Origin of the sequence: Serratia sp. PL17, from assembly GCF_017832355.1 — a bacterium.
In the GTDB taxonomy this organism is placed as follows: domain Bacteria; phylum Pseudomonadota; class Gammaproteobacteria; order Enterobacterales; family Enterobacteriaceae; genus Serratia.
The window spans coordinates 18700-45698 of sequence record NZ_JAFIBY010000006.1 but is presented as its reverse complement, the minus strand read 5'-3'; the positions used below and the strand labels follow the sequence as shown (position 1 = coordinate 45698).

The 26999-nt window shown below is 55.3% G+C and carries 24 protein-coding genes; 18 read left to right on the top strand and 6 right to left on the bottom strand.

All coding sequences use genetic code 11. From position 1 onward, the window contains the following. Positions 1–4: 4 nt before the first annotated feature. Genes JOE25_RS18610 through panM form a run of 3 tightly spaced genes read right to left on the bottom strand, consistent with a single transcriptional unit; the run spans position 5 to position 3679 of the window. The gene (locus JOE25_RS18610) at positions 5–2086 is read right to left on the bottom strand and encodes a hypothetical protein (RefSeq protein ID WP_209637736.1); all 2082 of its coding nucleotides are present in this window, start codon (positions 2084–2086) and stop codon (positions 5–7) included. Beyond that, positions 2073–3290, bottom strand: a complete 1218-nt coding sequence (locus JOE25_RS18605) for a DUF3142 domain-containing protein (protein WP_209637734.1) — start codon at positions 3288–3290, stop codon at positions 2073–2075. Before JOE25_RS18605 ends, JOE25_RS18610 begins: the two co-directional genes overlap by 14 nt. Beyond that, positions 3287–3679: an aspartate 1-decarboxylase autocleavage activator PanM gene (gene panM, locus JOE25_RS18600; protein WP_209637732.1), complete on the bottom strand. Its 393-nt coding sequence runs from the start codon at positions 3677–3679 to the stop codon at positions 3287–3289. The genes JOE25_RS18605 and panM overlap by 4 nt, the downstream gene beginning before the upstream one ends. Before the next feature lie 406 nt (positions 3680–4085). Between panM and JOE25_RS18595 the strand changes: the two genes are divergently transcribed. The 11 genes from JOE25_RS18595 to ugpQ all read left to right on the top strand — a co-directional run bounded on the left by JOE25_RS18595 (position 4086) and on the right by ugpQ (position 15838). Next, on the top strand, positions 4086–5201 hold the full coding sequence (locus JOE25_RS18595; RefSeq protein ID WP_209637724.1) for a branched-chain amino acid ABC transporter substrate-binding protein: 1116 nt from the start codon (positions 4086–4088) through the stop codon (positions 5199–5201). 309 nt (positions 5202–5510) lie between these two features. Continuing rightward, complete coding sequence (livH, locus tag JOE25_RS18590; protein ID WP_209637722.1) at positions 5511–6437, top strand: high-affinity branched-chain amino acid ABC transporter permease LivH; 927 nt, start codon at positions 5511–5513, stop codon at positions 6435–6437. After that, complete coding sequence (locus JOE25_RS18585) at positions 6434–7717, top strand: high-affinity branched-chain amino acid ABC transporter permease LivM (protein WP_209637720.1); 1284 nt, start codon at positions 6434–6436, stop codon at positions 7715–7717. Before livH ends, JOE25_RS18585 begins: the two co-directional genes overlap by 4 nt. Next, positions 7714–8484 carry a high-affinity branched-chain amino acid ABC transporter ATP-binding protein LivG gene (gene livG, locus JOE25_RS18580; protein WP_209637718.1) on the top strand — a complete coding sequence of 257 codons (771 nt, stop codon included), beginning with the start codon at positions 7714–7716 and terminating at the stop codon, positions 8482–8484. Before JOE25_RS18585 ends, livG begins: the two co-directional genes overlap by 4 nt. Beyond that, a complete protein-coding gene (livF, locus tag JOE25_RS18575) occupies positions 8484–9185 on the top strand; it encodes a high-affinity branched-chain amino acid ABC transporter ATP-binding protein LivF (RefSeq protein ID WP_209637716.1) in 702 nt (233 codons plus the stop codon). Before livG ends, livF begins: the two co-directional genes overlap by 1 nt. Positions 9186–9287: 102 nt before the next feature. Beyond that, entirely contained in the window at positions 9288–10475 is a 1188-nt protein-coding gene (locus JOE25_RS18570; protein ID WP_209637714.1) for a PLP-dependent aminotransferase family protein, read from the top strand. A 315-nt stretch (positions 10476–10790) separates the two neighbouring features. Continuing rightward, the gene (gene ugpB / locus JOE25_RS18565; protein ID WP_209637712.1) at positions 10791–12110 is read left to right on the top strand and encodes a sn-glycerol-3-phosphate ABC transporter substrate-binding protein UgpB; all 1320 of its coding nucleotides are present in this window, start codon (positions 10791–10793) and stop codon (positions 12108–12110) included. 162 nt (positions 12111–12272) lie between these two features. Then, positions 12273–13160, top strand: a complete 888-nt coding sequence (ugpA, locus tag JOE25_RS18560) for a sn-glycerol-3-phosphate ABC transporter permease UgpA (protein ID WP_209637710.1) — start codon at positions 12273–12275, stop codon at positions 13158–13160. After that, positions 13157–14002 carry a sn-glycerol-3-phosphate ABC transporter permease UgpE gene (gene ugpE / locus JOE25_RS18555; RefSeq protein WP_209637709.1) on the top strand — a complete coding sequence of 282 codons (846 nt, stop codon included), beginning with the start codon at positions 13157–13159 and terminating at the stop codon, positions 14000–14002. Before ugpA ends, ugpE begins: the two co-directional genes overlap by 4 nt. Before the next feature lie 16 nt (positions 14003–14018). Beyond that, complete coding sequence (locus JOE25_RS18550; protein ID WP_209637707.1) at positions 14019–15095, top strand: sn-glycerol-3-phosphate import ATP-binding protein UgpC; 1077 nt, start codon at positions 14019–14021, stop codon at positions 15093–15095. Continuing rightward, positions 15092–15838 (top strand): glycerophosphodiester phosphodiesterase, encoded by a 747-nt coding sequence (gene ugpQ, locus JOE25_RS18545; protein ID WP_209637705.1) that lies wholly within the window; start codon positions 15092–15094, stop codon positions 15836–15838. Before JOE25_RS18550 ends, ugpQ begins: the two co-directional genes overlap by 4 nt. On the opposite strand, the gene JOE25_RS18540 is transcribed toward ugpQ, so the two are convergent. After that, on the bottom strand, positions 15835–16164 hold the full coding sequence (locus tag JOE25_RS18540; protein WP_209637703.1) for a hypothetical protein: 330 nt from the start codon (positions 16162–16164) through the stop codon (positions 15835–15837). The two genes, ugpQ and JOE25_RS18540, sit on opposite strands and share 4 nt — an antisense overlap. Before the next feature lie 155 nt (positions 16165–16319). Here JOE25_RS18540 and JOE25_RS18535 point away from each other — a divergent pair, with 155 nt between their 5' ends. After that, entirely contained in the window at positions 16320–17183 is an 864-nt protein-coding gene (locus JOE25_RS18535; protein WP_209637702.1) for a carboxylate/amino acid/amine transporter, read from the top strand. A 33-nt stretch (positions 17184–17216) separates the two neighbouring features. Here JOE25_RS18535 and metR read toward each other — a convergent pair whose 3' ends face one another. Continuing rightward, the gene (metR, locus tag JOE25_RS18530; protein ID WP_209637700.1) at positions 17217–18167 is read right to left on the bottom strand and encodes an HTH-type transcriptional regulator MetR; all 951 of its coding nucleotides are present in this window, start codon (positions 18165–18167) and stop codon (positions 17217–17219) included. A 90-nt stretch (positions 18168–18257) separates the two neighbouring features. On the opposite strand from metR, the gene metE reads away from it, so the two are divergent. Then, complete coding sequence (gene metE / locus JOE25_RS18525) at positions 18258–20549, top strand: 5-methyltetrahydropteroyltriglutamate--homocysteine S-methyltransferase (RefSeq protein WP_209637698.1); 2292 nt, start codon at positions 18258–18260, stop codon at positions 20547–20549. A 94-nt stretch (positions 20550–20643) separates the two neighbouring features. Here the strand turns inward: metE and JOE25_RS18520 are convergent, their stop codons facing one another. Then, positions 20644–21480: a dienelactone hydrolase family protein gene (locus JOE25_RS18520; RefSeq protein WP_209637696.1), complete on the bottom strand. Its 837-nt coding sequence runs from the start codon at positions 21478–21480 to the stop codon at positions 20644–20646. A 508-nt stretch (positions 21481–21988) separates the two neighbouring features. Here JOE25_RS18520 and udp point away from each other — a divergent pair. From udp to ubiE, 5 genes are all read left to right on the top strand, one after another. Further along, positions 21989–22750 carry a uridine phosphorylase gene (udp, locus tag JOE25_RS18515; protein WP_209637694.1) on the top strand — a complete coding sequence of 254 codons (762 nt, stop codon included), beginning with the start codon at positions 21989–21991 and terminating at the stop codon, positions 22748–22750. A gap of 318 nt (positions 22751–23068) precedes the next feature. Further along, positions 23069–23851, top strand: a complete 783-nt coding sequence (locus tag JOE25_RS18510) for a tyrosine-protein phosphatase (RefSeq protein ID WP_209637693.1) — start codon at positions 23069–23071, stop codon at positions 23849–23851. 86 nt (positions 23852–23937) lie between these two features. Continuing rightward, a complete protein-coding gene (locus tag JOE25_RS18505) occupies positions 23938–24468 on the top strand; it encodes a DedA family protein (RefSeq protein ID WP_209637691.1) in 531 nt (176 codons plus the stop codon). Positions 24469–24608: 140 nt separating this feature from the next. Further along, complete coding sequence (gene rmuC, locus JOE25_RS18500; protein ID WP_209637688.1) at positions 24609–26156, top strand: DNA recombination protein RmuC; 1548 nt, start codon at positions 24609–24611, stop codon at positions 26154–26156. A 79-nt stretch (positions 26157–26235) separates the two neighbouring features. Then, complete coding sequence (gene ubiE, locus JOE25_RS18495) at positions 26236–26991, top strand: bifunctional demethylmenaquinone methyltransferase/2-methoxy-6-polyprenyl-1,4-benzoquinol methylase UbiE (RefSeq protein ID WP_209637686.1); 756 nt, start codon at positions 26236–26238, stop codon at positions 26989–26991. The last annotated feature ends 8 nt before the right edge of the window (positions 26992–26999 follow it).

The following is a 26999-nucleotide window of genomic DNA, read 5'->3' as shown; positions in this document are numbered from 1 at the left end:
GGCGTTATCGCGTTACGGTGGAGAAGTCCGGTGCAGGGCAGTCATAACCAAATTTGTTGGCCCAGCTATACCGGGTCCCGGTAGTGATATAGCGCTGATACAACGCTCGACCCGTTTTGGCATCACGTTTGATCACCCACCCGGCAGCATTACACAGCACGGCGGCATAGGCTTGGCTCGCCGGTGGCAGTAAGTCAGCCGCCTGTTGAGCCAGATCGACCGCTTGCCAACGGTAGTGCAGGAAGCGATTGTCTTGCGACGGCAATGCCGCTTTAGCTCGCGCGGCTTCTGCGCTGCTGATCCAACTTTTATGCTTCAGCGCTCGGGTATCAAAGGCATCGCCCAGATAGGAATAACCTGCGTCATAAATGGCGTAATCCGGTGTCATTTCATAACCGGTAAACGCCAGTCCTTGGGTGCGCAGCAGCGTTGCGGCTTGATAATAGGCTTTGGCCCGCACCAGTTTATCGGCAGTTTTGTCCTGGGCTGTTTTCAGTGTATCTGCGTACTGTTGGGCAACCTGACGGTAGTTAGGGATGTCAAAATAGCCCATTGCCTCTTGAGGGCGTTGGGCACGCATCAGCCGCCGCGCCAGCAGTTCGCGTAGTTGCACGTCCGGTGTAAGCGTTTGGCCGTTATACTCGTCCGGATTAACAGGTTTCAGCGGTGTAGCAGGTGCCGGCACATGCTTATCGACAAAGCCTTTAAGTTCGTCGACGGTAAGCACGCGCTCCGCCACGTCGGCGACGTCCGCCCAGTAAATATCTTTGCCGCGATACAAGAAGTCCATGGCTTGCAGATAGTCGCCGCGATCCAGGGCCAGGATGGCCTGTTCCCCCGCAACCCGGCACTCGGGTACGAGGGTTTCTGGCGTAAAGTCCGCATTGCGCTGTTCACCCCAGCTTTCACTGGATGGGAAAGCGGCTGCTGCTTTGGCGTAGTCTGCGGTAGCGGTTTTAACATCCCCGTCCCGCAACGCCATCTTGGCACGGAGCCACCAGGCCAGGCCGCTGTCTCCGGCGTGTTTCAGCAGGCTGGCTGCCATCGGATATTGCCCTGCGCGGTACGCGAGTGCCGCCAGTCGATCGCTGCCGCTGAAACCGCTTTTCACCGAGGCATCCAACAGCGTCAGAATTTGGCTGACAATCTGTGTAGAACGGCTGCCGGTGCCGTCAGTGTCTGCCATTTGTAAATTACTGCTGCGGGCAAACAGTTCAATGGTCACCAACTGTTGGATCAACGGATCGGTAATGGTCTGTTTAAGCACATCGAAGTGGTCAGGGTTGACCAGATAGCTGGAGACGTACTGCAACGACAACCCACCGTCTTGGTCGCCTTGTGCTGCCTGCTGCGCATACAGATGAGCCGCTTGAGCGACCTCACCCAACCACAGGTGGATACGTGCTTGCTGGCCAAGGCTGCTTAGCGCCAGTTGGTCAGGGTCAGTCGTGCCGCTTTTCACCCGCTCAATCACCTGCTGGAATGCGGCTAACGCTTGCTCGAGCTGCGGTTTACCAGGGTGTTTGACCGCCACGGCCGATGCGCCAGTTTCATTCTCTGGCGTGCCGTGATCACCCATTAGCAATCGGCCGAGTGAATATTGTGCCCGCAGTCCCCAGTCGCCCTGGTCTGCGGCGGGTAGCGCCAGTACCTGCTGGAAATACTCACCCGCGCGTGGGTCTTCACCGGCAAAAGCCACTGCGCCCAGTTGGTAAAGACGGGCGGCGTCAGATAACCCTTGAGTATTGACGGCATCGGCCTCTTCAACGGTCTTGGCCGCCCGCATTTTATCGATGATGAGGGTTTCCGGTGACAGTGGCATAGGTTTCGGCGGCATGGCCGGCGGTGGCGCTTTCCACAGCGGTAGCTGCTTATCCACGGCGACCAGACGGCCTGCTTCAAAAGCGAAGTTACCTTCCGGCATGTACAGCAGTGTGCCGTTGCGATCGACCAGCAGGCGATTAGGGAAGTCCGGCCCGCAAGCATAACTGTTAATCGGCATCGCCAACGCAGAACCGATCAGGGCTGCCAGAGAGAGAGAACGTCCGCAGAGACTCCGTCCGGCGTGCGCATTAAGGTATGACAAGGGTGCCTCCTGGCATCAGTTGTTGGCATCGTAGCCAGCCCAGCGGCCGGGATTGTCCGGCGCGAAGCTGGTCGCTGTGAATGAGCACAAAGCGTTGCCGTTGAGGCTCGCTTTCCAGCCGGTAGTTGCCCGCAGCGTCCGCCGCCAGGCACTCACCCGCGGTGATGATGATTTCATGTGGCAATGGGGCGTCAACAGGGCCGTTATTGTGAATTATCAGATCATTTAGCCCATTTTGCTGTGGTTGAGGGCTAAATTTTACCTGCCAGCTGGCGTCGAGCGGTTGCTTTTCTATTACCGCCCGCAGCGTAGCCAGCGACCAGGCGCGGCGATCGTCAGCCAAGGGCAGTCGGAACCAGATAATCCCACGCAAGCGCGGCGTGGTCCGCGAATTCAGTTGATGCAGAAAATCAGCCACCTGTTGCGGTGCAACGGTTAACTCACGCGATGTGCCCGCAACGCGCAATGACGCTTCGCTTTCAACCTGGGCACCCTGAGCATCGACCCCCATCAGACCCATACCGTAGGCTGGTAATGCCACCCGGAAAGGTTTTGGCGTGATTTTCGCGTATTGATTTACCCAACGCAGTGCCAGCGGGCTGACGAAGAGCCCTTGCTGAGGCGACAGCACCGCATGCACTTGCAGTACCGAACTGTCGACTTGTTGCAATACACCGGGCAACGCGGCTGAGCCGATCCAGGTCGGTAATGCCGTGATGCCTAGCGCTAAGGTATGGGGCAATTGCTGACGCAGTTGCTGCAAGAAATGTTGATACGCGGGCAGTCGAGCGGTTGCGGCGTCATGATCTATTTCAACGCCGATGACCCGCAGCCCGGCGCGTTGCCACTGCTGCACTGTTTCGAGTAGACGCTGGCGAATGGCAGACTCATCCAGTTGCGCCAACTGCCCGTCCAGACGGACCACCAGCCACAACGGGCGGCCATCTTGTTTCAGTAACGGGAGGTTAACCGGGATTTCCCGCCAGCCTTCACGCGGGTGGGCCTGCATTCCCAGCACCCGCAACACGGGGAACAAATCACGGCTTTGCGCCAATGCGGCGGCATGCTGTGGGGTCCAGACCCGTTGCCAGACATAAACCTCGTTATCCCAAGGTTGTGATAACCCTAGCGCCTGATGACGGCCACCGAACCATGAGGTTAACGCCAGCGCCAGTACGAATAGCGTTATTAGCCCCCGCTTCATTGCTGCCAGAGTTCGCCTTGCTGAGTGAAACCGCAGGCGCGCATAAAGTTATCCACCTCACCGCGTTCGCGGGGCGTCAGGCCTGCAGTTGAAAGCTGCCAGTGCGTTATCTGCGGCAATTGGCGCTGCGCGTCCTGCACCAGATAGAGGCCAACCCCACGGCGGCGTGTGACTTCGCGCACCAGCAGATCCCGTAACTCGGCCTTTTCACCCTCTATCGCAATTTTCACTGCGCCTAACAGTCGCTCGTTAAAACGGGCGGCGAACAGCGCTTTGCCATCGTTCAGCCAGCTCTGCCACTCTTCCGGCTGCTGATGCGGCCAGATTTTGCCGAGGTCGATAAGATCTTGCGGGGACAGCGCGGTCAGGCGCTCAATGGTCAGTTTCATGCAGAATTTCCGCGCAGTTAAATGATGCCGACAGTGTAATAGATCTTGTGCAGAGCGTTGTGTAAGTTTTTCTGTACGATTACTGCGCAAAATGTTTTTTGCACGGACCATTTTCCGAGTAAATAGTTAGTAAATGGATTGTTAACCAGCACGATGCGCTACGCCACGGGCTAAATGGCGCGGATTTAATCCGAATTTTATCCTGTTTACACCGCTTGTTTCTGAGCAATGAAGTTGATTTGCAGAAGAAAATTCCTGTTTAATGATATGAAAAATAAAGTCTTATTAGAAAATATTGCCTGTAAAATACCTAAATCATTATTACTTATGAATAAAAGCAGTAAATAAGGGTCAGGTGCGGGTAAACACAACAGGTACGTTCACAACGACAGATGGGGATTTGCGGATGAAATTAACAAAAGGTAAGGCGCTGTTGGCGGGTTGTATTGCGATGGCTATCGGTCATACGGCAATGGCGAAAGACATTAAAGTGGCCATTGTTGGGGCGATGTCAGGCCCAGTCGCACAATATGGCGACATGGAGTTCACCGGTGCTCGTCAGGCCATTGCCGATATCAATGCCAAGGGCGGTATCAAGGGCGATAAGCTGGTGGGTGTGGAATACGATGATGCCTGTGATCCGAAACAGGCGGTCGCGGTCGCTAACAAGGTGATCAACGACGGTATTCGCTATGTGATTGGCCACCTGTGCTCGTCTTCGACGCAGCCGGCTTCCGATATTTATGAAGATGAAGGCGTGATCATGATTACCCCGGCGGCCACCAACGCCGATCTGACCACCCGTGGTTACAAGATGATCATGCGTACGACCGGCCTGGACTCCGATCAGGGCCCGACGGCGGCGAAATACATCCTCAGTGAGATCAAGCCTAAGCGCATTGCCGTGGTTCACGACAAGCAACAGTATGGTGAAGGTCTGGCACGCTCGGTGCGTGATAGCCTGAAAAAGCAGGGTACCGACGTGGTGATGTTTGAAGGTATCACGGCCGGCGATAAAGACTTCTCCACTCTGGTGGCGCGTCTGAAGAAAGAAAACGTCGATTTCGTTTACTTCGGTGGCTACTACCCAGAAATGGGCCAAATCCTGCGCCAGGCAAAACAAGCCGGCCTGACGACCCGCTTTATGGGGCCAGAAGGTGTGGGTAACTCTTCACTGTCTAACATTGCCGGCGCGGCTTCTGAAGGCATGCTGGTGACCTTACCTAAACGCTACGATCAGGTGCCAGCCAACAAACCTGTTGTTGATGCGCTGAAAGCCAAGAAGTTGGATCCGACCGGTCCGTTTGTCTGGACTACCTACGCCGCACTGCAATCTCTGACCACCGGAATGGAACGCAGTGGCAGCCAGGAACCGGCTGATATCGTCAAGGATCTGAAAACCGGTAAGCCGGTGGATACCGTGATGGGGCCGTTGAGCTGGGATGAAAAAGGCGACCTGAAAGGCTTTGAATTTGGCGTGTTTGAATGGCATGCCGACGGCACATCAACGCCGATTAAATAATATACCCGTCGTCTTTCACGTTGTAGCGTTGTTGGTTTCACGGGCGCACCCCAGTCACTTAGCTTACTAAGCTCCTGGGGATTTACCCGCTTGCCGCCTAGCTGCAACGCGAAATCCATTGGGTATAAGCGTTTTTAATGATTGTCATTTCAGGTTTGCTTTACCCAAAATAATTGGAGTTGCATCAAGGCGGCAAGGGAGTGAGTCCCGATGAGCTTACTTAAGTAAGTGATTCGGGTGAGTGAGTGCAGCCAACACAGATGCAGCTTCAAGTATGATGGGTATAAAAGCGAAGCCAAGGGTCAGAGTATGTCAGAGCAGGTTCTCTATTTTCTGCAGCAGATGTTCAACGGCGTCACGTTGGGCAGCACCTATGCATTGATCGCCATCGGTTACACCATGGTCTACGGCATCATCGGCATGATCAACTTCGCCCATGGCGAGGTGTATATGATCGGCAGCTATGTCTCCTTTATTGTGATCGCCGCCCTGATGATGCTCGGTATCGACGTCGGCTGGCTGCTGATTGGTGCCGCTTTCCTGGTGTCGATCGTCATTGCCAGTGCCTATGGCTGGAGCATCGAACGAGTGGCCTATAAGCCGGTGCGTAATTCCAAGCGGCTGATCGCACTGATTTCCGCCATCGGGATGTCGATATTCCTGCAAAACTACGTCAGCCTGACACAGGGATCGCGCGATCTGGCGTTACCAAGCCTGGTCACCGGCCAATGGGTACTGGGTGAAAGCAACGGTTTCGCGGCCACTATCAGCACCATGCAGTTGATTATCTGGGGCGTGACCTTCCTGGCGATGCTGGCGCTGACGATGTTTATTCGCTATTCACGTATGGGCCGCGCCTGTCGTGCCTGCGCCGAGGATTTGAAGATGGCCAGCTTGCTGGGCATCAACACCGACCGGGTGATCTCACTGACCTTCGTTATCGGTGCGGTAATGGCAGCGGTCGCCGGTGTACTGCTCGGGCAATTCTACGGGGTGATTAACCCCTATATCGGCTTTATGGCCGGTATGAAAGCCTTCACCGCGGCAGTGCTGGGCGGTATCGGCAGCATCCCCGGCGCGATGATTGGGGGGTTGGTTCTGGGCGTGGCGGAAGCGCTGACTTCGGCTTACCTGAGCACTGAATATAAAGACGTGGTGTCATTTGCGCTGCTGATTGTCGTGTTGTTGATCATGCCAACCGGCATCCTTGGACGTCCGGAGGTTGAGAAGGTATGAAACTCAATCTGCTCAATGCGTTGATCGCCACTCTGGTGCTGTTTGTGATGGCTTCATTCCTGATGGGAATGCAGCTGAGCCTCGAGGGTACCAAACTGGTGGTGCATGGCGCGGCGGAAGTCCGCTGGATGTGGATCGGTATCGGCTGCGTCATCGTGTTTTTCTTCCAGTTGCTGCGCCCGCTGATGCAGCACGGGCTGAAAAAAATCTCAGGCCCGTCATTCGTATTACCGAGCTTTGACGGTACGACGGCACGCCAGAAACTGCTGGCGGCAGCGATTATTGTCGCTGCGGTTGCTTGGCCGTTTTTGGTGTCGCGCGGCACGGTGGATATTGCCACGCTGACGCTGATCTACGTGATGCTGGGGTTGGGGCTGAATGTGGTGGTTGGGCTATCCGGCTTGCTGGTGCTGGGCTACGGTGGTTTCTACGCCATAGGCGCCTACACCTATGCGCTGTTGAACCATTACTATGGCCTCGGCTTTTGGGAAAGCCTGCCGCTGGCGGGCATTGTTACCGCTATCTTTGGTTTCCTGCTCGGCTTCCCGGTGCTGCGTTTGCGTGGAGACTACCTGGCGATTGTGACGCTGGGCTTCGGTGAAATCGTGCGTATCCTGTTGTTGAACAACACCGAGATCACCGGCGGGCCTAACGGCATCAGTCAGATCCCGAAACCGACCTTCTTTGGGCTGGAGTTCAACCGCAGCGTGCGTGATGGCGGTTGGGATACCTTCCACAACTTCTTTGGCCTGAAATACGATCCGAGCGATCGCATCGTGTTCCTGTATCTGGTGGCACTGCTGCTGGTGGTGCTGACGCTGTTTGTGATTAACCGGCTGCTGCGCATGCCGCTTGGGCGCGCCTGGGAAGCCCTGCGTGAAGACGAAATCGCTTGCCGCTCATTGGGCCTCAGCCCGACCAAAATCAAGCTGACCGCCTTTACCATCAGCGCCGCCTTCGCCGGTTTTGCCGGTACGCTGTTTGCCGCGCGTCAGGGCTTTGTCAGCCCGGAATCCTTTACCTTCGTCGAGTCGGCCTTTGTTTTGGCGATCGTGGTATTGGGCGGCATGGGGTCGCAGTTTGCTGTGATCCTGGCGGCGATTCTGCTGGTTGTGTCGCGCGAATTGATGCGGGATCTTAACGAATACAGCATGTTGCTGCTGGGTGCCCTGATGGTGTTGATGATGATTTGGCGGCCGCAGGGGCTGCTGCCGATGAAGCGGCCACAGTTAAAACTGAAGACGGCGGATATCCACGCAGGTAAGGGGGAGCAAGCATGAGCATGCAACCTTTACTGAAGGTCGAAGGGTTGTCGATGCGTTTCGGCGGCTTATTGGCGGTCAATAACGTGGCGCTGGAGCTCAATGAAGGCGAGATTGTTTCGCTCATCGGCCCGAATGGCGCGGGTAAAACCACGGTGTTTAACTGCCTGACCGGTTTCTACCGCCCGACCGGCGGCACCATCAAACTGCGCGAACGCCATCTGGAAGGGTTACCTGGCCAGACGATTGCCCGTATGGGCGTAGTGCGAACTTTCCAGCACGTGCGGCTGTTCCGTGAAATGACCGTGATTGAAAACCTGTTAGTTGCACAGCATCAACATCTGAAAAGCGGCGTTTTCGCCGGGCTGTTGAAAACCCCGGCCTTTCGCCGCGCCGAAGCCGACGCGCTGGAACGTGCCTCGGTGTGGCTGCAACGGGTTGGCCTGTTAGAGATGGCTAACCGGTCTGCAGGTAACCTGGCGTACGGCCAACAACGTCGCTTGGAGATTGCGCGCTGCATGGTTACACGGCCGGAGTTGCTGATGCTGGATGAGCCGGCGGCGGGTCTGAACCCGAAGGAAACCGACGAGCTGGATCACCTGATTATCGAACTGCGTCATCAGCATAAGGTCTCGGTGTTGCTGATTGAACACGATATGAAGTTGGTGATGGGCATTTCCGATCGCATCTACGTGGTAAACCAGGGTACGCCGCTGGCACAGGGCACTCCGGCAGAAATTCGTAACAACCCGGACGTGATCCGGGCGTATTTGGGGGAAGCTTAATGTTGTCATTTAATCAGGTGTCCGCCCATTACGGCAAAATCCAGGCGTTGCATCAGGTTAGCCTGAACATCAATCAGGGTGAGATTGTCACCCTGATTGGCGCGAACGGTGCCGGTAAAACCACGTTACTCGGCACGCTGTGCGGTGAACCGCGTGCCAGCGAGGGGAGTATCACTTTTCTCGATCAGGACATTACCCAGTGGCAAACGTCGCGCATCATGCGTGAGGCCGTGGCGATTGTGCCTGAAGGGCGGCGGGTGTTTTCGCGCATGACCGTGGAAGAGAATCTGGCGATGGGCGGTTTCTTTGCCGATCGTCATCAGTATCAGCAGCGAATTGAACGGGTATTCAGCCTGTTCCCGCGCCTGTTGGAGCGCCGTACTCAGCGCTCTGGCACCATGTCCGGCGGTGAACAGCAGATGTTGGCGATTGGTCGTGCGCTGATGAGCCAGCCGAAGTTACTGTTGCTCGATGAACCCTCTCTGGGGTTGGCGCCGATCATCATTCAGCAGATTTTTGACATTATTCAGCAACTGCGCGAAGAGGGTATGACGATCTTCCTGGTGGAGCAAAACGCCAATCAGGCGCTGAAATTGGCCGATCGTGGTTATGTACTGGAAAACGGGCGCGTGGTGTTGGAAGATACGGGAGCCGCATTGTTAGCAAACGAAGCAGTGAGGTCGGCGTATCTGGGCGGTTGAAATACCCGTCAAAGCCGTAGGGGACGAATATATTCGTCCCGAGTGATTCGGGCGCAATATACAGCGCCCCTACAAAGTTTTTAACGATTACGAGAAGAAGAAATGAACACAGAAGGGTTACTCGCGCAGCGCATCGTAAAAGTAAAAAGCTCGGCAATTCGTGAATTGCTCAAGCACAGTAAGATGGAAAATGTCATTTCGCTGGCGGGCGGCATCCCCTCTGATGCCCTGTTTGATTTCGAAGGGTTGAGTATCGCAACCCATCAGGCAATCACTGAACAACCGAAGAGTGCCTTCCAGTATGGCTTGACCGAAGGTAGCCCAGTGCTGCGCGAGCGTATCTGTGCGCTGTGCGCCCAGCGCGGTGTTTCTGCTACCGCCGACGAAGTGATGGTGACTGCGGGTTCCCAGCAGGCGCTGGATCTGGTGATGCGTGCCATCGTTAACCCAGGCGACGTGTTTGTGGTGGAGCGCCCGACGTATCTGGCGGCATTGCAGACGCTGGAACTGGCAGAGGCCAACATCATGTCGGTGTCATCAGACAGTGATGGCATGGTGGTTGAAGAACTGGCAGAACTGCTCAAGACACAGCGCATTAAAGGTGTGTACGTTGTGCCTAATTTCGGCAACCCAAGCGGCATTACGCTGAGTGCACCGCGCCGCGAGCTGTTAGTGAAGCTGGCGGCCGAGCACAACTTCCTGATTATTGAGGATGACCCGTACGGTGAGCTGCGTTTCACCGACGAGCGTAACGCCACCTTGCACCAGGTTTCCCAACAGCTGCTGGGCCATACCGATAATATTATCTACACCTCGACCTTCTCCAAGATCCTGGCACCGGGCTTGCGTTTGGGTTGGGCGATTTTGCCGCCGTTCTTGCTGCATAAAGTGGCAATCATCAAGCAGGCGGCAGATCTGCATGCCAGTGCGTTGTCGCAGAGCATTGTAGAATGTTATCTGGGACTGGATCGTTTACCGGCGCAGATCGAAAAGATCCGTGCGGCGTACAAGCAAAAAGGTGAGATCCTGGCTGGCCTGGTGGGGAAAGAGTTGGGCGAGCATATCAGCTTCGATATGCCGAAAGGCGGAATGTTCCTGTGGGCGCGTTTCCGTCAGCCGTTCAACGCCACCGAATGGCTGAAAACCACTCTGCAACAGGGCGTGGTATTTGTGCCAGGAGAATACTTCTTCTCTGACAACCCGGACCGTTCGACTTTCCGCCTGTCGTTTGCCACGGCCACTGAACAGCAGATGCAAGAAGCTGTAGCCCGCCTGCGTCGCTCACTGTAATTCCCGCGGCGGCGGGGGAGTATTCCCTGCCGCTGACATCAAACCGCAACCTGCACTTCACCCTCTCGTCACATTACTGTCATCTCACGGTTATTTTTCTGTCATTCGAACATGGCATGTTAGCTTCCGAACAAAAAACTGATTCTTTTCGCTCACGCGCTTATTGCCCCAATAGATTTCACGTTGCAGCAAGGCGGCAACCGCCATAATTCTCTGGAGCTTACAGAGGTAAGTGACAGGAGTGATGAAGGGAAGCCAACGCAGCGGCAACTGGAAAGATGCAGGGGATACACCAGCTTTTTTCAGGAGTTAGGCATGCTCACCTACGCTATTCGCAAAACTACGCTGTGCGTCGCGTTGACCCTGGCGGTCAGCACTCATGCACTGGCGGCGACCGAAATCCCGTTCTGGCATTCGATGGAAGGCGAACTGGGTAAAGAAGTGGACTCCCTGGCGGACCGCTTTAACCAATCGCATCCCGACGTCAAAATTGTTCCGGTTTATAAAGGTAACTACGAACAGAACCTGGCGGCGGGTATCGCAGCCTATCGCTCTGGTAAAGCGCCGGCGATTTTGCAGGTGTATGAGGTGGGCACGGCAACCATGATGGCCAGTAAGGCGATCAAGCCAGTGTATGAAGTGTTTAAAGATGCCGGTATCAATTTTGATGAGTCGGTGTTCGTGCCGACGGTGGCAGGTTATTACACCGACAACAAGAGCGGTCACCTGCTGTCTCAGCCGTTCAACAGCTCTACCCCGGTACTGTATTACAACAAAGATGCCTTCAAAAAGGCTGGCCTGAACCCGGACCAGCCACCAAAAACGTGGCAAGAGCTGGCTGCGGATACCGCTAAACTGCGTGAAGCCGGTATGAAGTGCGGCTACGCGAGTGGCTGGCAGGGTTGGATCCAACTCGAGAACTTCAGTGCCTGGCACGGTGTGCCGTTCGCCACGGAAAATAACGGGTTCGGTGGCACCAGCGCTCAGTTGACGTTCAACAAACCGCTTCAGGTCAAGCATATCCAACTGCTGGAAGACATGAACAAGAAGGGTGATTTCACCTACTTTGGCCGTAAAGACGAATCTACCGAGAAGTTCTACAGCGGTGATTGCGCCATTACTACCGCCTCCTCCGGTTCGCTGGCAGATATTAAGCACTACGCCAAATTTAACTACGGTGTAGGCATGATGCCTTATGACGCTGATGCCAAAAATGCACCACAGAACGCCATCATTGGTGGCGCGAGTTTGTGGGTGATGAACGGCAAAGATGCCGCTACTTACAAGGGTGTCGCTGAATTCCTGCAGTATCTGGCCCAACCGGAAATCGCTGCCGAATGGCATCAGAAAACCGGTTATCTGCCGATCACAACCGCAGCGTACGACCTGACCAAGCAACAGGGCTTCTATGAGAAGAACCCTGGGGCTGATGTAGCAACGCGTCAGATGCTGAACAAGCCGCCATTGCCGTTCACCAAGGGCCTGCGTCTGGGTAACATGCCGCAGATCCGTACCGTCGTGGATGAAGAGCTGGAAAGCGTGTGGACCGGCAAGAAAACGCCACAACAGGCGCTGGATGCCGCTGTGCAGCGTGGTGATGTCCTGCTGCGCCGTTTCGAGTCTCAGACTAAGTAATAACGGCTACTGCGTTTCGCCATTCTGGGATTGGGCAGTGCTCGCTTTCCTCGTGGACGTTGTGTCCGCTCCGGAAGCCGTGCGCTGTCCGTACCCAGACTGGCTTTGCTCGCGACGCCATGGGCCGAGTCGCCCGTCTTTTGTCTTCATGAGTCCCTGATTATGAGCTCACATCGTCCCGGTTTCGGCTGTAGCTGGTTGCCCTATGTATTGGTGCTGCCGCAGCTGTTGATTACCGCAATCTTCTTCCTGTGGCCTGCCGGTGAGGCGCTGTGGTATTCAGTGCAAAGCCTCGATCCGTTTGGTCTGTCCAGCCAGTTTGTCGGGCTGGATAACTTTACTCAGTTGTTCCACGACCCGTACTACCTCGATTCGTTTTATACCACGCTGATTTTCAGTTTCCTGGTCGCAGGTATCGGGCTGGTGGTGTCGTTGTTCTTCGCCGCGTTGGTGGATTATGTGCTGCGCGGTAGCCGGATTTACCGGACGCTGATGATTTTGCCTTATGCCGTGGCCCCTGCGGTGGCGGCGGTGCTGTGGATCTTCCTGTTTAACCCGGGTCTGGGGTTGATTACCCACTTCCTCAATGGGGTGGGCTACAACTGGAACCATGCGCAGAACAGCGGACAAGCGATGTTCTTGGTAGTGCTGGCGTCGGTATGGCAGCAAATCAGCTATAACTTTCTGTTTTTCCTGGCGGCGTTACAGTCCATTCCGCGCTCTCTGGTCGAAGCGGCAGCCATTGACGGTGCTGGCCCGGTACGTCGTTTCTTCAACCTGGTATTGCCGTTGATCACGCCGGTGAGCTTTTTCCTGCTGGTCGTGAACCTGGTGTATGCCTTCTTCGATACCTTCCCGGTGATCGATGCCGCGACTGGCGGCGGGCCTGTACAGTCCACGACCACGTTGATCTACAAGATCTACCGCGAAGGCTTTGCGGGCCTGGATCTGTCCAGCTCAGCGGCGCAGTCGGTGATCCTGATGCTGTTGGTGATTGGTCTGACGGTGATCCAGTTCCGTTTTGTCGAACGTAAGGTGCGTTACCAATGATTGAGAACCGACGCGGGCTGGATATCTTCAGCCACGTAATGCTGATTATCGGCGTGCTGGTGGTGTTGTTCCCGCTGTACGTGGCCTTTGTCGCCGCTACGTTGGACGATAAAGAGGTGTTTCAAGTGCCGATGACCCTTATCCCGGGGGGGCATCTGTGGGAAAACATCAGCAACATTTGGCAGGGCGGTGTGGGCAACCTTAAGGTGCCGTTTTCGCTGCTGTTGCTCAATAGCGTGATCATGGCGTTGGCCATCACCTTCGGCAAAATTGTGGTGTCGGTGCTGTCGGCCTACGCCATCGTGTATTTCCGTTTCCCGCTACGCAGCCTGTTTTTCTGGCTGATATTCCTCACCCTGATGCTGCCGGTGGAAGTGCGCATTTTCCCAACGGTAGAGGTGATCTCCAACCTCAACCTATTGGACAGCTACACCGGCCTGACGCTGCCGCTGATGGCATCTGCGACGGCCACCTTCCTGCTGCGACAATTCTTTATGACGCTACCGGACGAGCTGCTGGAAGCCGCGCGTATTGATGGCGCTGGGCCGATGCGCTTCTTTTGGGACATCGTACTGCCTCTGTCGAAGACCAACCTGGCGGCGTTGTTTGTCATTACCTTTATCTACGGCTGGAACCAGTACCTGTGGCCGATCCTGATCACCAGCGATGCCTCAATGGGTACTGCGGTGGCGGGCATCAAAAGCATGATCTCCACCTCTGGTGCCCCGACCCAGTGGAATCAGGTTATGGCGGCGATGATTCTGACTTTAATCCCACCGTTGGCGGTGGTTCTTCTGATGCAGCGCTGGTTTGTGCGCGGTCTCGTCGACAGCGAGAAGTAATGAGAGAAATGTTCACATGGCAGGTTTAAAACTACAGGCAGTCACCAAATCCTACGACGGAAAAACGCCGGTGATTAAGCAGATCGATCTCGACGTGGCGGACGGTGAATTTATCGTGATGGTCGGTCCGTCCGGCTGCGGTAAATCGACGCTATTGCGCATGGTCGCCGGGTTGGAACGTACCACCAGCGGCGATATTTACATCGACAGCCAGCGCGTGACGGATATGGAGCCCAAAGATCGCGGCATCGCGATGGTGTTCCAAAACTACGCGCTGTATCCACACATGAGCGTGTATGACAACATGGCCTATGGCCTGAAAATTCGCGGTTTTGGCAAACAGCATATCCAACAACGGGTCGAAGACGCGGCACGTATTTTGGAGCTGGAGCCGCTGTTGCAACGCAAACCGCGTGAGCTTTCCGGTGGCCAGCGTCAACGGGTGGCCATGGGGCGCGCTATCGTGCGTGAGCCCGCGGTGTTTCTGTTTGATGAGCCATTGTCTAACCTGGATGCCAAACTGCGCGTGCAGATGCGTCTGGAATTGCAGCAATTGCATCGCCGACTGAAAACCACCAGCCTGTACGTGACGCACGATCAGGTGGAAGCGATGACGCTGGCGCAGCGGGTGATTGTGATGAACAAAGGCGTGGCGGAGCAAATTGGTACACCGAGCGAGGTTTATCAGCGCCCGGCATCGTTGTTTGTCGCCAGTTTTATTGGGTCACCGGCCATGAACCTGTTGCCCGGAACGTTGAGCGCTGACGGCAGCCAGCTGCGGTTGGCGGATGGCATGATGCTGAAATTACCGCAGGCAAAAGCACAGTGGGGGGGACGCCAGTTGACGCTCGGCATCCGCCCGGAGCATATTCAACTGGCCCCTGATGAACAGGGTGGCGTGCCCTTGACGATGCAAACGCTGGAGCTGTTGGGGGCGGACAATTTGGCTCATGGGCAGTGGGGCGGGCACGGTGTGATCGCCCGGCTTTCGCATGAGGCTATGCCGGCAGCGGGCAGCACGCTATATTTGCATCTGCCTGCACAGGCGCTGCACTTTTTTGATACCGATAGCGGATTACGGATGGAACAATGACCACAGCCTGGCCTTATCCACATATTGTCGCCCATCGCGGCGGCGGTTCTCTGGCGCCGGAAAATACCCTCGCGGCGATCGACGTTGGCGCGCGTCACGGCCACAAAATGATTGAGTTCGACGCGAAGCTGGCGCAGGACGGGCAAATTTTTCTCTTGCATGACGATACCCTGGATCGCACCAGCAACGGCTGGGGTGTGGCGGGTGAGTTACCTTGGGACAAGCTGGTTCAACTCGATGCCGGCAACTGGTATAACTCCGCCTACAAGGGCGAACGTTTGCCTTTGTTGTCTGAGGTGGCTGAACGCTGTTTGCAGCATGGCATGATGGCGAACATTGAAATCAAACCCACTACTGGCAGTGACGACGAAACAGGTCGGGTGGTGGCGCTGGCGGCACGCCTGCTGTGGCAGGGGCAGACCGATCCTTTGCTCTCTTCGTTCTCGGTTGAAGCGCTTGAGGCGGCACAACGCACCGTACCGGAATTGCCGCGTGGTTTGTTGCTGGATGAGTGGGATGACAACTGGCAAGCGCTGACACAACGGTTGGGTTGTGTGTCATTACACATCAACCATAAAGAGCTGACTGCCGAACGCGTTGCGGCACTGAAAGCCGCAGGCTTGCGCATTCTGGTTTATACCGTTAACCAGCCGGCGCGTGCGCGCCTGCTGTTGAACTGGGGCGTTGATTGCATTTGTACTGACCGGATCGATTTAATCGGGCCTGATTTTCCAAACGGTTAACCTCTGTTGACAGGCGTCGGCAGCGGCGCCTGGGGTACCGAAGGTGTGGTGCGATCGAACGGGTTGCGCGGTTGGTTACCATTTGGCAGCAGTTGGCCACCGTTCGGCGAATTTCGCAGCAATTGTTGTTGGTTGTTGTCAAATTGCCGCTGTTGCTGCAAACGGCGCTGATCCAACTGCTGGTTATTCAGCATACGCTGTTGTTGTACGTGTTGATTACGTTGGTTGAGAAACTGCTGCTGCGAGCTGAGATCGGTGACACCGTTGGCCGCAGTGGCCAATCCTGACACTAATAACAGGTTGTACAGCATGTGATAGCTTTTCATGGCATTTACCTCGACTTCGTTTTCATTAAGCCTAACCTATTGGTGAAAACTTGCTGATAGTTTGTATTTTGCGCAGATGTAAACTGCCTTTTCGTCGCGACCTGTCCCGCCTTCCGTTACAATCGCCCTTTCCGACTTTCTAGGGTGAACCCATCGTGCTGCTTCTGGTAATTACTACCATCCTGTGGGCGTTCTCTTTCAGCCTCATTGGCGAATATCTGGCGGGCCATGTCGACAGCTGGTTCTCGGTGCTGATGCGCATTGGCCTTGCGGCACTGGTGTTCCTGCCTTTCCTGCGTTGGCGCAATATAAAACCGAAAGTAATTCTGATGTACATGCTGGTGGGGGCCTGTCAGCTTGGCATCATGTACCTGTTCAGCTTCCGTGCGTACATGTATTTAACTGTGCCAGAATTCTTGCTGTTTACCGTACTGACGCCGCTGTATGTCACGCTGATTTACGATCTGATCAGCGGTCAACGCTTGCGCTGGAGCTATGTGCTCAGTGCATTGCTGGCGGTATTGGGGGCGGCGATCATCCGCTACCATCAACTGAGTGAACATTTCTGGTGGGGATTACTGCTGGTGCAGGCGGCGAATATCAGCTTTGCCATCGGCATGGTGGGTTACAAGCGCTTGATGGAAGTGCACCCGTTGCCACAGCATACCGCGTTTTCCTGGTTCTACCTGGGGGCGTTAGTGGTGGCGGTGGTAGCCTGGTGCTTGTGGGGCAACCCAAATCAGTTACCGACGACCAATCTGCAATGGGGCATTCTGGTGTGGCTGGGCGTGGTGGCCTCCGGGCTGGGTTATTTCATGTGGAACTACGGCGCAACGCAGGTGGATGCAGGAACCCTGGGTATCATGAATAACATGCATGTGCCTGCTGGGTTGCTGGTAAATCTGGCCATCTGGCAGCAACAGCCACACTGGCCAAGTTTTATTATCGGTGGGGCAGTGATTGTTGCTTCCCTGTGGGTACATCGCCGTTGGGTGGCGCCCAAAATAATCAGTAAATAGACAGGGCTCCTCAAGCGCAGGAAGCCCTTATCGTCAAGGTTGTGAAGCCAGCGGTTTAACGCTGGTGACACCGGCGCCTGGGCGTTCGGCATCACGCACGAAAGGCAGATGATTACAGGCGTGCTGGCGTGCCGAACGGATAAAGGCTTCCGTTACTGCCTGCCGTTGCTCCCCGTCGCGCACGGCGGCATACAAGCGGCTCCACAGACCGTCGCCCAGGGTTTTGGTCACAACCAATCCCTGGCGCTCAAAGCTTTCCACCACCCAGTGCGGCAACGCTGCAATCCCCATCCGTGCTGACACCATCTGGATAAGCAACAGGGTGTTATCCACGTTTTTCAATGCCGGGTTAATGCCTGCCGGTTGCAGGAAATGGCGCCAGATATCCAACCGTTGGCGCTGTACCGGATAAATCATCAACGTTTCGTCGCTCAAATCCTCAGGCGTAATGTGCAACTTGCTGGCCAGCGGATGATCCGGTGCCAACACCAGTCGCACTTCGAAATCAAACATCGGCGAATAGTGCAGACCGCTGCGCGGCAGAATATCGGAGGTCAGTACCAGATCCAGTTCACCCTGTTGCAAGGCGGGTTGAGGATCAAAGGTGACGCCAGACTTGAAGTCCATCACGACCTGCGGCCAGCTCTGACGGAAATTATCCAACGCTGGCGTCAGCCACTGAATACAACTGTGGCACTCGATGGCGATACGCAACGTTGTCTGATGAGGTTCGTGACACGCCTGCAACGCCTGCTGAATTTGCGGCAGCACCTGTTCTGCCAGCTGCAACAGGATCTCTCCCTGCGCGGTAAAGCGCAGCGGTTGGCTCTTGCGAACGAACAGTTTGAAGCCCAGACGTTGCTCCAGATCGCTGAACTGATGTGACAGTGCAGACTGTGTCTGATGGAGTTGGGCCGCGGCGGCCGCTAGCGAACCGGTATTGCGCAGAGCCTGCAGCGTCCGTAAGTGTTTCAGTTCGATCATGAGAGTCCTTCACAGTGACAGTGAATAAATTGCGCTTGTGGTGAATACAGTACCTGCGGATTATGGATGTGTAAACATCTGGACGGCTAAATGGGGAATATGACGATGGCAATTTTAAATCACACACTGGGTTTTCCTCGCGTTGGGCTACGACGTGAACTGAAAAAAGCACAGGAAAGCTACTGGGCAGGCAGCTCAACGCAGGAAGAACTGCTGGCAGTTGGCCGCGAGCTGCGTGCTCGTCATTGGCAACAGCAACAGCAGGCCGGGGTGGATTTGGTGCCGGTCGGCGATTTCGCTTGGTACGACCATGTATTAACCACCAGTTTACTGCTGGGTAACGTACCGGCGCGTCATCAGAATCAAGACGGTTCCATCGATCTCGATACCTTGTTCCGTCTTGGCCGTGGTCGCGCGCCGACCGGGGAACCGGCAGCAGCGGCGGAAATGACCAAATGGTTTAATACCAACTACCACTACATGGTGCCTGAGTTCCATAAAGGCCAGCAGTTCAAATTGGGTTGGACTCAATTACTGGATGAAGTTGACGAAGCCTTGGCCTTGGGCCACAAAATTAAACCGGTGCTGCTGGGCCCGGTAACCTACCTGTGGTTGGGCAAAGTGAAGGGCGAGCAGTTTGACCGCCTGTCGCTGCTGAAAGAGATCCTGCCGGTTTATCAGCAGGTGTTGGCGGAACTGGCAAAACGCGGCGTTGAATGGGTGCAGATCGACGAACCTGCGCTGGTGCTTGAACTGCCACCAGAATGGCTAAATGCCTTCAAACCGGCTTATGACGCGCTGCAGGGCCAGGTCAAACTGTTGCTGACGACCTACTTCGACAGCATTGGCCACAACCTGGATACCGTCCGTGAACTGCCGGTACAGGGGCTGCATATTGATCTGGTTGCCGGGCACGATGATATCGCCGCCTTAAACCAGGTTCTGCCAAAAGAGTGGCTATTATCTCTGGGCGTCATTAATGGGCGCAACGTTTGGCGCGCCGATTTGAGCACCTGGTTCGAACGCCTGCACCCCTTGGTTGGCAGCCGCCCGTTGTGGATTGGTACCTCTTGTTCACTGCTGCACAGCCCAATCGATCTCAGCGTGGAAACCCGCCTGGATGAAGAAGTGAAAAGCTGGTTTGCCTTCGCCCTGCAAAAATGTGCCGAAGTGGCTCTGTTGAGCGCGGCACTGAATGCGCCTGGCGCCGCCAAACAGGCTGAGCTGGACGCCTACAGCGCGCCAATCCGTGCTCGCCGTCAGTCCAGCCGCGTGCACAATGCGCAGGTAGGCCAGCGTCTGGCTGCGATTACCGCACAGGACAGCGAACGCCAGCGCCCTTACGCCGAACGTGCTCAGGCACAGCGTGAGCGTTTCAATCTGCCGGCCTGGCCGACAACCACTATTGGTTCATTCCCACAAACTACCGAAATTCGTGGCCTGCGTCTGGACTTCAAGCAGGGGCGCCTGGACGGTAGCAACTACCGCACCAGCATCAGCGAACACATCAAACAGGCGATCGTTGAACAAGAACGTCTGGGTCTGGATGTGTTGGTACACGGCGAAGCCGAGCGTAATGACATGGTGGAATATTTCGGCGAGAACCTCGACGGCTTCGTCTTCACGCAAAACGGCTGGGTGCAAAGCTACGGTTCCCGTTGCGTGAAGCCGCCAGTCATCATCGGAGATATCAGCCGACCGCAAGCCATCACCGTTGAGTGGGCGAAGTATGCCCAGTCGCTGACAGACAAGCCGGTAAAAGGCATGTTGACCGGTCCGGTGACCATTCTTTGCTGGTCATTCCCGCGTGAGGACGTGACCCGTGAAGTGATTGCCAAACAGATCGCTCTGGCGCTGCGTGATGAAGTGGAAGATCTGGAAAAGGCCGGTATCGGTATCATCCAGATTGATGAACCTGCACTGCGTGAAGGTCTGCCGCTGCGTCAATCTGACTGGGCAGCTTACCTGAACTGGGCGGTAGATGCGTTTAAACTGAATGCCGCTGTGGCGCAAGATGACACGCAGATCCACACCCACATGTGTTACTGCGAGTTTAACGACATCATGGATTCGATTGCCGCGTTGGATGCTGACGTGATCACCATCGAAACCTCGCGTTCCGATATGGACCTGTTGGAAGCCTTCAAAGAGTTTGAGTATCCAAACGAAATCGGCCCGGGCGTGTATGACATTCACTCGCCAAACGTGCCAAGCGTGGAATGGATCGAAGCGTTGTTGCGTAAGGCCGCGCAGAACATCCCGGCAGAGCGCCTGTGGGTTAACCCAGACTGCGGCCTGAAAACCCGCGGTTGGCCGGAAACCCGCCAATCATTGGCCAACATGGTGTTGGCTGCACAGCGCTTGCGTGAGCTGCAGGATTAATCGTCGCAAAAAATGGAGTGAGGGTTTGATGTGATGATTCAGGGCGCCTCGGCGCCCTTTCTTATGCCCTCAGCCGTTGCTGAGGGACTGGGCGTTATTTAATGCCAGGTACGCCATGCTGAGCAAACCATGCCAGCATGCGCTGCCAGCCATCTTCTGCCGCTTCGGCGTCATAACTTGGACGGTAGTCGGCATTGAAGGCGTGGCCGGCTTCAGGGTAAACCACGATTTCTGCGCTGGCGTTAGCCGCACGGATCGCCTGGCGCATGCTCTCTACGGTATCCAGTGGGATACTGCTGTCCTGACCGCCGTACAACCCAAGCACGGGGGCGGAGAGCTGCGTGGCGATATCGACCGGAAACTTTGGCGAGTTAAGCGTTTTTTCACCCACCAGTTTGCCATACCAAGCGACGGCAGCCTTTAACTGCGGGTTATGGGCCGCATACAGCCAGGTAATACGCCCGCCCCAGCAAAAACCGGTAATGGCCAACTTGCCTGCGTCCCCGCCGTGACGGGTCGCCCAATGTGCTGCATGATCCAAATCCGCCAATACCTGGCGATCTGGCACTTTGTTCACCAGCTTTTGAAACAGTTCACCGATGTCGGTGTAATCTTTGGCATCCCCCTGACGGAAATACAGCTCAGGTGCAATCGCCAGATAGCCTTGCTTTGCCAAACGACGGCACACGTCCTGGATATGTTCATGGACGCCAAAAATTTCCTGTACCACCAGCACAACCGGGAATGGGCCACTGTGATCTGCCGGTTTGGCGATATAGGCCGGCAGATTGTCGCCCTGCGAAGGAATGGTGGTTTCCCCTGCATGAATGCCTTGTTCATCGGTAAGAATGGTTGAGGCAGCCAACGGTGTTACGGCAGGGGTGAATCCCCCCTGAGCCTGTTTTAATGTCATCACATGATCGGTTTTCATTGCGGTCTCCGTGCAATAGAGAAAAGCGCTGAGATTAACTATAGGAAAGATTACGCGTTATTGGCATCGAGTTGAGCATTTTCGGTCAAGTCTGTAAAAAACGGTTAATTATCTGGCTTTACTGCATTTTTGTTGTCTTTTTATCATGCTATTACGCATGTTGACACGTAGGAGTGCCATAAGGTGCGTTAGCTGCCGTTTATATGGCTAAGTTGCCGATAAACGGGGCGTATTTTCTGAGGTCGCGTAAATAGTGGGCTAGAGAACAGGCCTTTGCGATCGGAGACGCACCGCGGGAAACGGCCGTACAGTTTGTCAGCTAGACTTGTGGCAACTGAGGTGCATATATCGGCCTTTTGGCTTATTTTTGTGACCATAGTCACGAAAATTATGTAGATTGCATTTTGTTTCTTTATTCAAAGTGATGGTCGTCACTAAATTGAGTGGCGATTTTCAGTAGAGTACTTTTTTGTTCCTCCCAATAAACATGATCTATGAGGAGTCTCGCATGTCTCAATCTGACGTTTTTCATCTCGGCCTCACTAAAAACGATTTACAAGGGGCCCAGCTTGCCATCGTTCCTGGCGATCCACAGCGCGTAGAGAAAATTGCCAAGCTGATGGAAAATCCGGTGCATCTGGCTTCCCATCGTGAATTTACCTCATGGCGTGCAGAGCTGGACGGTAAGGCCGTTATCGTCTGCTCCACCGGTATCGGTGGCCCGTCTACGTCTATCGCCGTTGAAGAGCTGGCGCAGTTGGGTATCCGGACCTTCTTGCGTATCGGCACCACGGGCGCGATCCAGTCAAACATCAATGTCGGTGACGTGCTGGTGACCACTGCGGCAGTTCGCCTTGATGGCGCAAGCTTGCACTTTGCACCGATGGAATTCCCGGCCGTGGCCGATTTCACCTGTACCACGGCATTGGTCGAAGCGGCTAAAGCTGCGGGTGCGACCACGCACATTGGCGTTACCGCGTCTTCCGATACCTTCTATCCAGGTCAGGAACGTTACGATACCTACTCCGGCCGGGTTGTTAGCCGTTTCAAAGGCTCGATGGAAGAGTGGCAGTCGATGGGTGTAATGAACTATGAAATGGAATCGGCCACGCTGCTGACCATGTGTGCAAGCCAAGGCCTGCGTGCGGGTATGGTTGCCGGTGTGATCGTTAACCGCACCCAGCAAGAAATCCCGAACGCGGAAACCATGAAAAACACCGAAAGCAAAGCGGTGCAGATCGTGGTTGATGCGGCACGCCGCCTGCTGTAATTCCTCTGCAATTCAACGGGCCGTCCCGCGGCCCGTTTTGTCATTCAGTCGTAATCTGTTACGGTTATAACCCATCGTCTTTCACGTTGCAGCGTTGTTGGCTGCCGTCAGTTATGTGGCCCGTTCTTGGGTCAAACCCCTTACGGGGCCGCTGCGAGCAGCGTTCAAGTCTGCTCCCGGCAGATTTGTCACCCCAGTGACTTACCTGAGTAAGCGCCTGAGGGTGCCCGACCTGGCCACCTCTTTAATCCGTTGAGCCCGGTTCTACCGATGCTATCAGAGGTTGCGTTTTTTCAGACAGTAACAACGAGGACGTCTATGACCGCTCAGATCCTGCTTCATCCTTCATTGGCACCGCTTGATGGCGGCATTAATTTTCGTGATCTTGGGGGCAATAGCGTCACCGATGGTCGCCGTATCAAACGTGGCCTGTTGTTTCGTTCCGGCTCGCTAGAGCGCCTGACGGAAAATGACTGCACTTTCTTGGCCGGCGTGCCTGTTCGTTCGGTGCTGGATTACCGTGATGCCGATGAAGTGCAGGCCAAGCCTGATGTTCTGTGGCGCGGTGCCGATTATCATCATTTCCCGGCCAACCCGCTGAGCAATGAAGTCAACGCCAATTTGGAAAAGCTAAACAGTGAAACGCTCGCCGGTTTCGATGCCCAAATGTTTATGCTGGAACTGTACCGCCGATTACCGTTCGGCAATGCGGCGTATAAACAGTTGGCACAACTGCTGAGCAAGGCGGATCACGGGGCGATCGTCCAGCATTGTGCGGTCGGCAAGGATCGCACGGGGATAGGATCGGCGTTGGTGTTATTTGCACTGGGAGCTGATGAAGCGACGGTTGTGGAAGATTACCTGTTAACTGAAACCACGCTGGCAACGTTCCGTGAACACATGCTGGATCAACTGTCGATTCGCCTGAATGATTCTGCGTTGAAACAGTTTGCTTACGTGCTCAGCGCCCGTGAAGAGTTCCTGATGACTGCACTGAGTTGTATTCGTGAGCAACATGGCTCTACCGATCGTTGGCTTGAAGCGGAATACGGCTTGGGCCAGGAACAGCGTGAAGCGCTGCAGGCGTTTTACCTCGAGTAAACCGTGCTGATGTTTAACCGGGGTTTAATCTGCCCCGGCTGGCATTCAGTATTCTTGGGGGATAAATCCCATATCAGGAGCCTGTATTGAGCCTCAATGACATTATCCACTGGGTCAGCGAAACCGTGCGCCAGCACGAAAACTGGGCCATCCCGATTATCTTCTTCTTGGCATTTGGCGAATCGCTGGCTTTCTTGTCGCTGTTGTTACCGGCTACGGTGATTTTGCTCGCCTTGGGGGCGCTGATTGGCGAAAGCGGCATCGCATTTTGGCCGATTTGGGCTGCTGCGGCTGCCGGTGCATTCTTCGGCGATTGGCTTTCTTACTGGATTGGCTACCACTATCAGGATCGCGTTGCGCACATGTGGCCGCTATCGCGCAATCCGCAATTATTGACGCGGGGCCATGCGTTTTTTGAACGTTGGGGTGTCCTGGGTATTTTCATCGGTCGCTTTTTCGGCCCATTGCGTGCCGTGGTACCGCTGGTTGGTGGCATTTGCGGCATGCCCCAGCGTTATTTCCAGGTGGCCAATGTCACGTCGGCGATGATCTGGGCGTTCGGTATCCTCGCGCCGGGTGCGTTTGGCATTAAATGGTTAAGCCAGTGGTTTAGCTAATCTTTAGCTGAGTTGCGCAGCGTTTCGCAATATTACGCCATCGAGACACAATCAAGCTGGACATCCATACAGCCTCCCCTTAACGTGACGGGCAATAGGCGTATAAAAAGCCGGAACAGTCAGGTGTAACAGGAGGCAGGGTGGATACCAGTTTAATTTACGGTATAGGTGGGGTAGCTATCGGTCTGCTATTGGGGTGGCTTATTGCCAGCTTGCGTGTGCAACAGACACAGGCACAGCATGAAACCGAGCTACGACTGCTGGAACAATCGCTGCAACAGGCGCAGCAGGAAACCGCATCCCGACAGGAAGTACTGCAGCGTAATGAGCAACACATGCGCCAGACTGAGCTGGAATTACGTAATCTGCACAGTCAGTTGGCGGCCGGGCATGAAAAGCTTCAGCAGCTTAATCACTGGCGTACAGAATGTGAGCAGTTGAACCAGGAACTGCGAGCCCAACGTGAGGTGAACAGCGCTCAGGAAGCCGAGTTGCGTGAGGTGACAATCCGTCTGGAAGAAACCCGTATGGCGGCGGAGGAAAAACAGCGTCTATTGATTAACAGCGAACAACGCCTCACCACCCAATTCGAAAATTTGGCCAACCGCATTTTTGAACATAGCGGGCGCAAGGTGGACGAACAGAATAAGCAAAGCTTGGATCGCCTGTTGCTGCCGCTGCGTGAGCAACTGGACGGTTTCCGCCGTCAGGTGCAGGACAGTTTCGGCCAGGAAGCACGCGAACGCCATACTTTGACCCACGAAATACGTAATCTGCAGCAGCTCAATGCGCAGATGGCGCGCGAAGCCATCAACCTCACCAAGGCTTTGAAAGGGGATAATAAAACTCAGGGTAACTGGGGTGAGGTGGTACTGAGCCGGGTGCTCGAAGCCTCTGGCCTGCGTGAGGGACATGAGTATGAAACCCAGGTTAACGTGCGGGTGGATCACCAGAGCCGCATGCAACCCGATGTGATCGTGCGTTTGCCTCAGGGCAAGGACGTGGTGATCGATGCAAAAATGTCGTTGGTGGCCTACGAACGTTACTTCAATAGTGAAGATGAAGCAGAGCGTGAGGCGGCGTTGAATGAACATATTGCTTCGTTGCGCGGCCATATCCGCCTGCTTGGACGCAAGGATTACCAGCAATTGCCTGGCCTGCGTTCGCTGGACTACGTGCTGATGTTTATTCCAGTGGAGCCGGCCTTCCTGTTGGCTATCGACCGTGAGCCGGAGCTGATTAGCGATGCACTAAAACACAACATCATGCTGGTCAGCCCAACCACGCTATTGGTGGCATTACGCACCATCACCAATCTTTGGCGCTATGAGCATCAGAGCCAGAATGCACAACGCATTGCTGACCGGGCGGCACGGCTGTATGACAAAATGCGGCTGTTCGTTGATGATATGTCGTCGCTGGGACAGAGCCTGGACAAGGCCCAGGGGAGTTATCGTCTGGCGATGAACAAACTGAGCGAAGGCCGTGGTAATCTTATCGGGCAGACCGAGGGGTTCCGCGCACTGGGGGTTGAGGTGAAAAGGCCGATCAATCCGCTGCTGGCTCAGCAGGCCAGTGCGCAGCATGATGAAGAATTTGAGGCGGCGGACGACGATAACGTTGACGCGCTGCCGGAGGCGGAAGGCGACGACGCCGTCGAGGAGCCACGCTCCGCATCGCAGGGATGACAACCGCTGCGAGGTGGGGTATTCCGTGGGGTTCTGGTACACTCCACCACACTAAATTGACTGAATAGCAGGCAGGACAATGGCAGATCAACCGCAGGAAACCACCGATTTCGGTTTTCGCACCGTAGCTCGAGACGAAAAGCAGGCCATGGTGGCAGACGTTTTTCATTCGGTAGCCGCAAAGTATGACGTGATGAACGACCTGATGTCGTTTGGCATCCACCGTATCTGGAAGCGTTTTACCATTGATTGCAGCGGCGTGCGCCGTGGGCAGCGGGTGTTGGATCTGGCCGGTGGCACCGGTGACCTGGCCGCCAAGTTCTCTCGCATGGTCGGTGAACAGGGGCAGGTGGTGCTGGCGGACATTAACGATTCCATGCTGAAGATGGGGCGCGAGAAACTGCGCGATCGCGGCATTGTCGGCAACATCAGCTACGTACAGGCCAATGCCGAAGCGTTGCCGTTCCCTGATAACTATTTTGACTGCATCACCATTTCCTTTGGCCTGCGCAACGTCACCGACAAAGACAAAGCGCTGCGCTCGATGTTCCGTGTGCTCAAGCCAGGTGGCCGTCTGTTGGTGTTGGAGTTCTCCAAACCCTTGCTGGCACCACTGAGCAAAGCCTATGACGCCTACTCGTTCCACGTGCTGCCGAAAATCGGCGAGCTGGTGGTCAAGGATCCGGAAAGCTACCGCTATCTCGCCGAGTCGATCCGCATGCATCCCGATCAGGAAACGCTGAAGGGCATGATGGGGGCCGCCGGTTTTGACAACGTGACCTATTTTAACCTGACCGGCGGTATTGTGGCCCTGCACCGTGGCTTCAAGTTCTGATATGGATA